Origin of the sequence: Stutzerimonas stutzeri SDM-LAC, assembly GCF_000235745.1 — a bacterium.
In the GTDB taxonomy this organism is placed as follows: Bacteria; Pseudomonadota; Gammaproteobacteria; order Pseudomonadales; family Pseudomonadaceae; genus Stutzerimonas; species Stutzerimonas stutzeri_H.
The window spans coordinates 1-10,753 of the sequence record NZ_AGSX01000182.1; the positions used below are offsets into that span (position 1 = coordinate 1).

Below are 10,753 nucleotides of genomic sequence, written 5' to 3' on the forward strand. Positions count from 1 at the left end.
AGCCAGCATGCGTCCGTTTCAGCTTATGCTGATGTTTGTTTTTTCTGAGTTGCAATCAAATGTCTCTTGAGTCTCGGCTGCTTGATACGTTGCAACCCTGGCGTACAGCGCCGCGTTGGTGTGTGGCATTTTCCGGAGGGCTTGACTCCACTGTGCTGCTGCACCTGTTGGTGCGCTTATCGTCTCGCGGAAAACTCCCGCCAATAAGTGTGATCCATGTCCATCATGGGTTGCAGCCAGCGGCGGATGGATGGCCGGCGCACTGCAGTTCCGTCTGTCAGGCGCTGGGTATCGAGCTGCAGGTAGTGCGGGTGCAGGTCCAGGCCGGCCCGAGCCTCGAAAGCGCCGCGCGAGCTGCGCGCTATGCGGCATTCAGCGAGTACCTAAACACTGCCGAGGTGCTGTTTACTGGCCAGCACCGGGACGATCAGGCAGAGACCTTGGTCTTTCGCCTGATGCGCGGTGCGGGAGTGCGCGGGCTCGCCAGCATGCCTGCGGTACGCGCGCTGGGTGATGGCTGGCTGGTGCGGCCCTTGCTGGATATTGGGCGGGACGAGCTGGAAGTCTATGCGCGAGTGCAGGGGCTCAGCTGGGTCGAGGATCCGAGCAATCAGTGCACTGGGCATGCCCGGAACTTCCTGCGCCATCGTGTCATGCCCGTGCTTCGACAGCGCTGGCCGCGAGCCGTGGAAAACATGGCGCGCACCGCCGCGCATCTGGGCGAGGCGCAGCAGTTGCTGGATGAGCTGGCCGAGATTGATCTGCGCGAGGCGCACCAGCAGGGCCGGTATCAATGGCTGCCGCTACCAAAGCTCTCGTTGTCGTCTTTAGCGTTGCTCAGCCCGGCTCGACAGCGCAACGCATTGCGTTACTGGTTGGTAGATTTCACTGCACTGCCCGATAGCGATCACTGGGCTGGCTGGGATGCGCTGCGCGACGCTAACCCGGATGCCGCGCCGGTCTGGCGCTTGGCTGCTGGCGAGCTGCATAAAGGCGATGGGTGCATCTGGTGGCTTTCAGGGCCCTGGTTGGCCGCGGTGGCGGGGCCTGTCGATTGGTCACAGCCGGACACCGATCTGCAGCTGCCAGGCAACGGCGTCTTACGCTTGAGTGGTAACCCCGGGGAGGGTGCGCTGCAGGTGCGCTATCGCCAGGGCGGCGAGTCACTGAAAATTCCTGGCCGTGGCCGTCGTGATCTCAAGCGGCTGCTCAATGAGGCTGGAATGCCAGGGTTCGTGCGTTCGCGTCTACCGTTGCTCTTCCTCGACGGCGAGCTCGTTGCGGTAGCCAATCTGCCGCAGTTCGATGCCCAAGCCCTGTCGCTTCATTGGTCGCCGCCGGCCGACGCCAGGTTTGAGCTGATGGGGTCTTTCGAGTAGACTACGCTCCCGTCCCAACACAGCTTCTGCGGCTTTCTTCGAAAACCGTGGCAGTTGAGCTATTGCCGCCTCAGGCGCGATGGCACCTTCGCTTTTCCCCGGCGGCGCTGACCGCTTAACGCAGACTTCTAGGGTTTTTCATGACGCGCTACATCTTCGTCACGGGTGGTGTTGTTTCTTCATTGGGGAAAGGCATCGCCTCGGCTTCATTGGCGGCCATCCTGGAGGCGCGGGGCCTGAAGGTCACGATGCTCAAGCTGGACCCTTATATCAACGTGGATCCGGGCACCATGAGCCCGTTCCAGCACGGTGAAGTGTTCGTCACCCATGACGGCGCCGAGACCGACCTCGACCTGGGTCACTACGAGCGGTTCATCCGCACTACGATGACCAAGAGCAACAACTTCACCACCGGCCGCGTTTACGAAGATGTGCTGCGTCGCGAGCGTCGCGGTGATTACCTGGGTGCGACCATTCAGGTCATTCCACACATCACTGACGAGATCAAACGCCGCATCATCAAGGGCGCAGGCGATGCCGACGTCGCGCTGGTAGAGGTTGGCGGTACCGTCGGTGACATCGAGTCGCAACCCTTCCTCGAGGCGATCCGCCAACTGCGCGTCGAGGTCGGTGCCAAGCGCGCCATGCTGATGCACCTGACGCTGGTGCCCTACATTGCGACCGCTGGCGAAACCAAGACCAAGCCGACTCAGCATTCGGTCAAGGAGCTGCGCTCCATCGGCCTGCAGCCGGACGTGCTGGTCTGCCGCTCCGACCATCCGATTGATGTATCTTCGCGCCGCAAGATTGCGTTGTTTACCAACGTCGAAGAGCGCGCGGTGATCAGCCTCGAAGACGTTGACACCATCTACAAGATTCCGGGTGTGTTGCACGCCCAGGGTCTGGATGACTTCGTCGTCGAGCGCTTCGGGCTGGAGTGCGGTGGCGCCGACCTTTCCGAATGGGACCGCGTGGTCGATGCCAAGCTGAACCCGGAAAAGGAAGTCACCATTGCCATGGTCGGCAAGTACATGGAACTTCTGGATGCATACAAATCTCTGATCGAAGCAATGAGCCACGCTGGCATCCAGAGCCGCACCAAAGTGAACCTCCGCTATATCGACTCCGAAGACATCGAAAACCAGGGCACCGGCCTGCTGGAAGGCATGGATGCGATCCTGGTCCCCGGTGGTTTCGGCCTGCGTGGCGTGGAAGGCAAGATTGCCACCGTCAAATATGCCCGTGAGAACAAGATTCCGTACCTGGGTATCTGCCTCGGCATGCAGGTCGCAGTGATCGAGTTCGCCCGTGACGTACTCGGCTGGACCGATGCCAACTCGACCGAGTTTGACAAGGACAGCGGCCACCCAGTCGTCGGTCTGATCGCTGAGTGGGCGGATGCCGCGGGCACTGTGGAAACCCGTACCGATGCGTCCGATCTGGGCGGTACCATGCGCCTGGGTGCGCAGGAATGCGGCCTCGAAGCGGGCTCCAATGTCTTTGCTTGCTATGGCAAGGAGCGCATCGTCGAGCGTCACCGCCACCGTTATGAGGTGAATAACAACCTGCTGCCACAGCTCGAGGCGGCCGGGCTGAAAATCACCGGTCGTTCCGGTGACGGCGCGTTGGTCGAAGTGGTAGAAGCGCCGGATCATCCGTGGTTCGTGGCGTGCCAGTTCCACCCCGAATTCACCTCCACGCCGCGCGACGGCCATCCGCTGTTCAGCGGCTTCGTCAAGGCTGCGCTGGATCATAAGGCGGGCAAGGCATGAACCAGAAGACCATCCGCGTCGGTCATATCGAGATCGCCAACGACAAACCGTTCGTGCTCTTCGGCGGCATGAACGTACTGGAATCTCGCGACCTCGCGCTGCAAATCTGCGAAACCTATGTGAAGGTCACCGAGAAGCTCGGTATTCCCTATATCTTCAAGGCCAGCTTCGACAAGGCCAATCGCTCCTCGATCAACTCCTTCCGCGGCCCCGGCCTGGAAGAGGGGATGCGCATCTTTGAAGACGTGAAGAAGACCTTCGGCGTCCCCGTGATTACTGATGTGCACGAACCGCACCAGGCGCAACCAGTCGCTGAAGTGTGCGACATCATTCAGCTGCCGGCATTCCTGTCGCGGCAGACCGATCTGGTGGTCGCCATGGCCAAGACCGGAGCGGTGATCAACATCAAGAAGGCTCAGTTCCTCGCGCCGCAGGAAATGAAGCACATCCTCACCAAGTGCGAAGAAGCCGGCAACGATCAACTGATTCTCTGCGAACGCGGCTCGTCCTTCGGCTACAACAACCTGGTGGTCGACATGCTCGGCTTCGACATCATGAAGCGGATGCAATATCCGGTGATCTTCGATGTCACACATGCGCTGCAGATGCCGGGTGGCCGCGCCGACTCGGCAGGTGGTCGTCGTGCCCAGGTTACCGATCTGGCCAAGGCCGGCCTCAGCCAGGGGCTGGCCGGGTTGTTCCTGGAAGCCCACCCGGACCCCGAGAATGCCAAGTGCGACGGCCCCTGTGCATTGCGTTTGGACAAGCTCGAACCCTTCCTCACCCAGCTCAAGCAGCTGGATGATTTGATCAAGAATTTTGCGCCAATCGAAACTGCTTGAAGCCTTGAAGCTATCTACGGAGTGTTAATAAAAATGGCAAAGATCGTCGACATCAAAGGGCGTGAGGTTCTCGACTCCCGTGGCAACCCCACCGTGGAAGCGGACGTTATCCTGGATAACGGCATCATCGGCAGCGCCTGTGCGCCGTCGGGTGCATCCACAGGTTCCCGTGAGGCGCTGGAACTGCGCGATGGCGACAAGAGCCGTTACATGGGCAAGGGTGTGCTGAAAGCTGTCAGCAACATCAACGGCCCCATCCGTGATCTGCTGCTGGGCAAGGATCCGCTGGATCAGAAGGCACTGGACCGTGCAATGATCGAGCTGGACGGCACCGAGAACAAAGCATCGCTGGGTGCCAACGCTATCCTCGCCGTGTCGTTGGCTGCTGCCAAGGCCGCTGCGCAGGACCAGGACCTGCCGCTCTACGCGCACATCGCCAACCTCAATGGCACGCCTGGCCAGTACTCGATGCCGGTGCCGATGATGAACATCATCAACGGTGGCGAACACGCCGACAACAATGTCGATATCCAGGAGTTCATGGTGCAGCCGGTCGGCGCCAAGTCCTTTGCGGACGCTCTGCGCATGGGCGCCGAAATCTTCCATCACCTGAAAGCCGTGTTGAAGGCTCGTGGCCTGAGCACCTCTGTCGGTGATGAAGGTGGTTTCGCTCCAAACCTGGCATCCAACGAAGATGCGCTGGCTGCTATCGCCGAAGCAGTGGCTAACGCCGGCTACAAGCTGGGCGACGACGTCACGCTGGCACTCGATTGTGCCTCCAGCGAATTCTTCGAAAACGGCAAGTACGATTTGGCCGGCGAAGGCAAAGTGTTCGATGCCGCCGGTTTTGCTGACTACCTGGCCGGCCTGGCCGAGCGTTACCCAATCATCTCCATCGAAGACGGCATGGATGAGTCCGACTGGGATGGCTGGAAGGTCCTGACCGACAAGATCGGCAGCAAAGTCCAGCTGGTTGGCGACGACCTGTTCGTAACCAACACCAAGATCCTCAAGGAAGGCATCGAGAAGGGCATCGGTAACTCGATTCTGATCAAGTTCAACCAGATCGGTTCGTTGACCGAAACCCTGGAAGCCATCCAGATGGCGAAGGCTGCTGGGTACACTGCGGTGATTTCGCACCGTTCCGGTGAAACTGAAGACAGCACCATCGCCGATCTGGCGGTTGGAACGGCTGCCGGTCAGATCAAGACAGGCTCGCTGTGCCGCTCGGACCGCGTATCCAAGTACAACCAGCTGCTGCGTATCGAAGAGCAGCTTGGCGGAAAGGCAGCTTACAACGGCCGTGCTGAGTTTCGCGGCTAATCTGGCTATCGCTAGATAAGCCGGTACATGCTAGAAAAGGGCGGCGTTAGTCGCCCTTTTTTGTGGATAACGCTCAGCGCTGTTAAGGTCGCCACGCGGCGATGCGCTAGCCAGCCAAGGAAAGCCCGGCCATGTCGCTGACCGCCGCTTATACAACGTCACTGGAAACCAATCGAATTCGATCCATGCCTTCCATGCGCAGTCCCTACTGGTTGTTTGTTGTGCTGATTATGCTGCTGGGCGGCTTGCAGTATCGCCTGTGGGTGGGTGAGGGTAGCCTCGCTCAGGTTAGCGGACTGAACAAACAGATCGCCGAGCAGCAGGGCGAGAACCAACGATTGCTTGAGCGAAACCGGATTCTCGAAGCTGAAGTCAGGGAGCTCAAGCAGGGTATGGAAACGGTGGAAGAGCGCGCGCGCCATGAGCTGGGTATGGTCAAAGAGGGCGAAACTCTCTTTCAGCTCACCGAATGAGCGCACGCCATCTCCCGCCTTACTGGGTCGTGATCCCGGCTGCCGGCATTGGCAGTCGTATGCGGGCCGACCGCCCCAAGCAATATCTGCACTTGGCCGGAAAGACCATCCTCGAGCACACTCTGGATTGTTTCCTGAACCATCCCCAGCTTATGGGGCTGGTGGTCTGCATCGCGAACGATGATGCCTACTGGCCTGATCTCGCGTGCTCGGCAGATCCGCGTGTTCATCAGGCCGATGGCGGCAGTGAGCGAGCCGACTCCGTGCTGTGCGGGCTGCAGAAGCTATCCGGCCTCGGCGCCTCGGACGGTGATTGGGTATTGGTGCACGACGCCGCCCGACCCAACCTGGCAGTTACGGATCTGAATCAACTGCTTGAGACGCTTGCCGATGATCCCGTCGGTGGTCTACTTGCTGTTCCCGCTCGCGATACGCTCAAGCGTGCTGATGCTGCTGGGCGCGTCCAGGAGACCGTCGATCGGAGCGTCATCTGGCAGGCGTTCACGCCGCAGATGTTCAGACTTGGATCGTTGCGCGAAGCCTTGGTGGGTGCGCTTGCCGGCGGGGTCGCCGTAACTGACGAAGCGTCTGCGCTGGAATGGGCAGGGCATCATCCACGGTTGGTCGAAGGGCGGGCAGACAACCTGAAAATCACACGGCCTGAGGATTTTCAGTGGCTGGAGCAGCGCTGGAAAGCCTGAGTCCAGCGCTGCTTGGAACGCTATGCAGGGCCGCTAGGCCCCGCATAGCGGCAGTGGAAGGGTCGCAATCAGTAGCGGTAGATCGCGGCGGCGCCGCTTTCGGTTGGCATGCGTTCGGTAGGAACCGAGATCACCTCGCCGCCTTGCTCCAGTGTCCAAATGGTCAATTCGTCGAGCACGTCGGGCGTGGTGGCCGAGTTGTCTTCCACCGCAGCCGCCTTGCCCTGCTGCTTGTCCACAATCCCCGGAATTTGCCGCTCTGCCTCTACCAGAAGCGTTGCAACACGGCCTTCGAGTGTCGCCTTGCCGATCTGCTCAAGCTGATCGGTAGCGAGCCCCTGACCGCGCGACTCGCCGTACTGGTCGATGAACCCTTCCAGACGTTTGATGTAGCGCGGCTGCATCACCATCCAGCTCTTCTGGCGAAGCTCCTCATGGCTCAGCAAGGAGGCATCGTTCTCGATGCCTTCCGGCAGTAGAAATTCGTTGTGGCTGAGTTTGCGGAAGTGGAACTGATGCTCCGGCAGTGCGGCGAGGATCAGCGGCAGTCGCGACTTGCGACTGTGATGCTCAAGAATCGCGCGATCCACTTCACGGAAGAATCGCTCCCGGTCGCGATCGATCTCATCCTGGCGCCCGGCGCCACCGCTTTCCACCTGCATCGGGTCACCGCGCTCGCTGGCGCGGCTGTAGCCTTGCGGGAATCCGGTCTGTCCTTTCTCGGTCAGCTCGCGGCCCAGCGCCTCCTCAACGGTTTTCGGTACGCCTTCGCCCAAGCGGACTTCGTCAATGCCGTCGCGGTTGCCTTCAAATAGACGAACCGAGCTCAGGGTGATTGCCAATATCTGATAGCGGTCGGCGGACTGCGCGATGCGCAGCAGCGGCTTTAGGTGCATACGATCATTGGCGACCGCGAGTTCCGGAACGCTGCGCTGCAGGCGGAACACCTCGAAATAGTCCGAGGCACGGAAGACGGCAAGCCCATCGCGATTGGAATTCCAGAACTCGGGATCGTTAATCAGATCGTGGAACGGCTTCAACAACGCCTTCGCCTGGTCGCCGCGGCCTTGCTGCTTGAGCGAGTCTTCGAGCTCGCGGACAAGGTGTTTGAAGCGGATCGGGTCCTGCTGACGCTCGGGAAAACTGCGGTGGGTGGGCTGATAAAGCGACAGGCAGGGCGCTTCACGTTTTGCCAACAGTTGGGACATGGTTTCGCGATCGAGCAATCTGTTCATGTACGGCCTCACTCGTTGTCAGATGGTTCGGTTCCTCTTGGGGCTCCAGCGGTCCGCCTCGGCAGGCCTCATCAGGCGGCAGTCAGTGATGATTGAGTTTCTTGTCTAGCGCATGGGCGAGTGCATGGCTGAGCTTTTCGGCACAGCCATCGATGGCCAGGTTCAGCGAGTCCGCCTTGTGGCTGGTCGAGATGGGTTCGTGTCCTTTGACGCGTGCTTCCATCTGGCAACGCTTGTCCTGCGGGCCGCTTTTACCGCTGTTTTCGTCGTTGAGATGAACTTCGACTCGGGTCAGCTGATCGTCGAAGCGCTCCAATTCGCTCTCGACCGTCGCTTTCACGTGCTCCTCAAGGTTGCTGGTCACGTCGACGCTATGATTGCTGTTCACCAGAATCTGCATGATGTCCTCCTGATTGGATGGCCGGCTCGCTCAAGCAGAGGGCCGGAGGCACCGGCTTCAGCACTTCGACGTGATGGGTTAAGTCGGGTTCCGCCGGACCGCCGGCAGTCGGACGCGCGGCGCCGTCTCAACTCAATCGCATTAGTTGCCATATTCAGGGCGGGTTGCGAGACCCTCCTTCAACGCTTGAATCAACAGCCTGACTTTGGGCAGGGGATAGCGCCGCTGCGGATAGACGGCCCACACGGCTGTATTCGGCGGCTGATAGGTTTCGAGCAAGGACACCAGTTCACCGTGGCGCAGCGGTTCCTGGACGTAATAGTCCGGTAGCTGGCAGAGCCCGAAGCCGCGCAGTGCAGCGTCGAGCACCGCCTGGCCGCTGTTGCAACGCCAGTTGCCCGAAGGCTTGAATGGCTGCTCACGGCCATCGACCTGCAGCATCCAGGTGTCGCCGGTGCCTACCAGACAATTGTGTCGAGCCAGTTCGGAAAGTGTGTGAGGCCGGCCGTAGCGTTCGAGATAGCTTGGCGCCGCGCACAGATACATGGCGCGTGGCGCGATGCGTGTGGCGACCAGCCGCGATTCGCTGAGCCGACCCAGGCGTATGGCCAGGTCGTACCCTTCCTGCACCAGATCGAGCGTGCGGTTTGACAATTCAATGTCGACCCGCAATTGAGGGTGCAGCGCCATGAATTCGTTTACCAGCGGCACGATGAAGCGTTCGCCGTACGCGACTGCAGCGGTCATGCGCAGCAACCCTGTGGGGGCGGCATGCAGGTCGCTAATGGCGTGAAAGGCTTCGTCGCGCTCTTCGATCAAACGCTGGCAGCGAGAGAGGAAGGTATGGCCGGCTTCGGTCAGCGATACCCGGCGGGTGGTGCGATAGAGCAAGCGGGCCTGCAGACGTTCCTCCAGCCGCGCCACTTGCCGACTTACATGGGATGACGACACGCGCAGATGTTCGGCGGCGCGCATGAAGCTGCCCGCTTCAGCGACTGCCACGAATTCGTCCAGGCCTTCCCAGCGGTTCATAAGCGATCCCTTAGATACAGAGCCGGATTATCCCTAGCTGGCAATAATGTTTCCACGATCAGCTTATTAACCCTGTTGGTTGATAAAACTACACTGCGCTTCACCATCCATCCACGAGTACAACCAGCCATGACCATCAAGTCCCGTGCCGCCGTCGCGTTTGCTCCGAATCAGCCGCTACAGATCGTCGAAGTGGACGTCGAGCCGCCCAAGGCCGGCGAGGTGCTGGTGCGCATCGTTGCGACTGGCGTTTGCCATACCGACGCGTACACGCTCTCCGGCGAAGACTCGGAAGGTGTCTTCCCATGCATCCTTGGGCATGAAGGTGGCGGCATCGTCGAAGCCGTCGGCGAGGGCGTTACCTCGGTGGCGGTGGGCGATCACGTGATCCCGCTGTACACCGCCGAGTGCCGCCAGTGCAAGTTCTGCAAATCCGGCAAGACCAACCTCTGCAGCTCGGTGCGCGCCACCCAGGGCAAGGGCCTGATGCCGGACGGCACCACGCGGTTCTCCTACAACGGCCAGCCGATTTACCACTACATGGGCACCTCGACGTTTTCCGAATACACGGTGCTGCCGGAAGTCTCGGTGGCGAAGATTCCCAAGGAGGCGCCGCTGGACAAGGTCTGCCTGCTGGGTTGCGGCGTCACCACCGGGATCGGTGCGGTACTCAACACAGCCAAGGTTGAAGAGGGTGCGACTGTTGCGGTCTTCGGTCTGGGCGGCATCGGCCTGGCGGCGATTATTGGAGCGAAGATGGCCAAGGCCAGCCGAATCATCGCGATCGACATCAATCCGTCCAAGTTCGCCATTGCCGAGGAGCTGGGCGCGACCGACTTCGTCAATCCGAAGGATCACGACAAGCCGATCCAGGAAGTCATCGTCGAGATGACCGATGGTGGCGTGGATTATTCATTCGAGTGTGTCGGTAACGTCCAGCTGATGCGCGCCGCGCTGGAGTGTGCACATAAGGGCTGGGGCGAATCGGTGATCATCGGCGTGGCCGGCGCCGGTCAGGAAATCAGCACCCGTCCGTTCCAACTGGTAACTGGCCGGGTCTGGCGTGGCAGCGCCTTCGGTGGCGTCAAAGGGCGTACCGAACTGCCGAGCTATGTGGAGAAGGCTCAGACCGGCGAGATCCCGCTGGATACCTTCATCACCCACAACATGGGGCTAGATGACATCAACCAGGCGTTTGACCTGATGCACGAAGGCAAGAGCATTCGGACTGTCATCCACTATTGATCCAGCACGTCGGGCCGTGGCGCTCCGTTTTTGACGGGCGCGCTACGGGCCCGTTTCAGGAGGGCCCATGAGCCTCGAGAACATTTCCTGTCAGAAGAGCTTCGGCGGTTGGCACAAGCGCTATCGCCACCGCTCGACCAGCTTGAACTGCGACATGGTGTTTGCCGTATACCTGCCGCTTCAGGTGGAGCAGGGCGAAAAGCTGCCGGTGTTGTACTGGCTGTCCGGTCTGACCTGTACCGATGAAAACTTCATGCAGAAAGCGGGGGCGCATCGGCTTGCCGCCGAACTCGGCCTGATTATCGTCGCGCCAGATACCAGCCCGCGCGGGCCCGACGTTCCGGATGATCC

Annotated in this window: 10 protein-coding genes and 1 pseudogene; 8 read left to right on the plus strand and 3 right to left on the minus strand. The window is 60.4% G+C overall.

Annotated elements, in window-relative coordinates; all coding sequences use genetic code 11:
* Positions 1 to 59 precede the first annotated feature (59 nt).
* From tilS to ispD, 6 genes are all read left to right on the plus strand, one after another.
* Entirely contained in the window at positions 60 to 1,379 is a 1,320-nt protein-coding gene (gene tilS / locus PSTU_RS20985; protein WP_036993402.1) for a tRNA lysidine(34) synthetase TilS, read from the plus strand.
* A 140-nt stretch (positions 1,380 to 1,519) separates the two neighbouring features.
* Positions 1,520 to 3,151, plus strand: coding sequence for a CTP synthase (locus PSTU_RS0117935; protein ID WP_019342398.1), 1,632 nt, complete (start codon positions 1,520 to 1,522; stop codon positions 3,149 to 3,151).
* Positions 3,148 to 3,993 (plus strand): 3-deoxy-8-phosphooctulonate synthase, encoded by an 846-nt coding sequence (gene kdsA / locus PSTU_RS0117940; RefSeq protein WP_019342399.1) that lies wholly within the window; start codon positions 3,148 to 3,150, stop codon positions 3,991 to 3,993. The genes PSTU_RS0117935 and kdsA overlap by 4 nt, the downstream gene beginning before the upstream one ends.
* A gap of 33 nt (positions 3,994 to 4,026) precedes the next feature.
* Positions 4,027 to 5,316: a phosphopyruvate hydratase gene (eno, locus tag PSTU_RS0117945; protein WP_019342400.1), complete on the plus strand. Its 1,290-nt coding sequence runs from the start codon at positions 4,027 to 4,029 to the stop codon at positions 5,314 to 5,316.
* Between the two features lie 194 nt (positions 5,317 to 5,510).
* Complete coding sequence (ftsB, locus tag PSTU_RS0117950) at positions 5,511 to 5,789, plus strand: cell division protein FtsB (protein ID WP_029404857.1); 279 nt, start codon at positions 5,511 to 5,513, stop codon at positions 5,787 to 5,789.
* Entirely contained in the window at positions 5,786 to 6,490 is a 705-nt protein-coding gene (ispD, locus tag PSTU_RS0117955) for a 2-C-methyl-D-erythritol 4-phosphate cytidylyltransferase (protein WP_019342402.1), read from the plus strand. The genes ftsB and ispD overlap by 4 nt, the downstream gene beginning before the upstream one ends.
* Positions 6,491 to 6,558: 68 nt before the next feature.
* Here the strand turns inward: ispD and PSTU_RS0117960 are convergent, their stop codons facing one another.
* The 3 genes and pseudogenes from PSTU_RS0117960 to PSTU_RS0117970 form a co-directional block, all read right to left on the minus strand.
* Positions 6,559 to 7,725 carry a hypothetical protein gene (locus PSTU_RS0117960; protein ID WP_019342403.1) on the minus strand — a complete coding sequence of 389 codons (1,167 nt, stop codon included), beginning with the start codon at positions 7,723 to 7,725 and terminating at the stop codon, positions 6,559 to 6,561.
* A gap of 100 nt (positions 7,726 to 7,825) precedes the next feature.
* Positions 7,826 to 8,125: pseudogene (hpf, locus tag PSTU_RS0117965) on the minus strand (ribosome hibernation-promoting factor, HPF/YfiA family); the annotation flags it as partial.
* A 141-nt stretch (positions 8,126 to 8,266) separates the two neighbouring features.
* Positions 8,267 to 9,157: a LysR family transcriptional regulator gene (locus PSTU_RS0117970; RefSeq protein ID WP_019342405.1), complete on the minus strand. Its 891-nt coding sequence runs from the start codon at positions 9,155 to 9,157 to the stop codon at positions 8,267 to 8,269.
* A 129-nt stretch (positions 9,158 to 9,286) separates the two neighbouring features.
* Between PSTU_RS0117970 and PSTU_RS0117975 the strand changes: the two genes are divergently transcribed.
* The gene (locus PSTU_RS0117975; RefSeq protein ID WP_029404858.1) at positions 9,287 to 10,402 is read left to right on the plus strand and encodes an S-(hydroxymethyl)glutathione dehydrogenase/class III alcohol dehydrogenase; all 1,116 of its coding nucleotides are present in this window, start codon (positions 9,287 to 9,289) and stop codon (positions 10,400 to 10,402) included.
* 67 nt (positions 10,403 to 10,469) lie between these two features.
* Positions 10,470 to 10,753: alpha/beta hydrolase-fold protein (locus PSTU_RS0117980; protein WP_019342407.1), on the plus strand; the 284-nt coding region annotated here is incomplete at its 3' end.

Bases quoted from the DNA above. Each gene is read 5' to 3' on its own strand.
- tilS (WP_036993402.1), top strand. From the start codon at position 60: ATGTCTCTTGAGTCTCGGCTGCTTGATACGTTGCAACCCTGGCGTACA.
- PSTU_RS0117935 (WP_019342398.1), top strand. From the start codon at position 1,520: ATGACGCGCTACATCTTCGTCACGGGTGGTGTTGTTTCTTCATTGGGG.
- kdsA (WP_019342399.1), top strand. From the start codon at position 3,148: ATGAACCAGAAGACCATCCGCGTCGGTCATATCGAGATCGCCAACGAC.
- eno (WP_019342400.1), top strand. From the start codon at position 4,027: ATGGCAAAGATCGTCGACATCAAAGGGCGTGAGGTTCTCGACTCCCGT.
- ftsB (WP_029404857.1), top strand. From the start codon at position 5,511: ATGCGCAGTCCCTACTGGTTGTTTGTTGTGCTGATTATGCTGCTGGGC.
- ispD (WP_019342402.1), top strand. From the start codon at position 5,786: ATGAGCGCACGCCATCTCCCGCCTTACTGGGTCGTGATCCCGGCTGCC.
- PSTU_RS0117960 (WP_019342403.1), bottom strand. From the start codon at position 7,725: ATGAACAGATTGCTCGATCGCGAAACCATGTCCCAACTGTTGGCAAAA.
- PSTU_RS0117970 (WP_019342405.1), bottom strand. From the start codon at position 9,157: ATGAACCGCTGGGAAGGCCTGGACGAATTCGTGGCAGTCGCTGAAGCG.
- PSTU_RS0117975 (WP_029404858.1), top strand. From the start codon at position 9,287: ATGACCATCAAGTCCCGTGCCGCCGTCGCGTTTGCTCCGAATCAGCCG.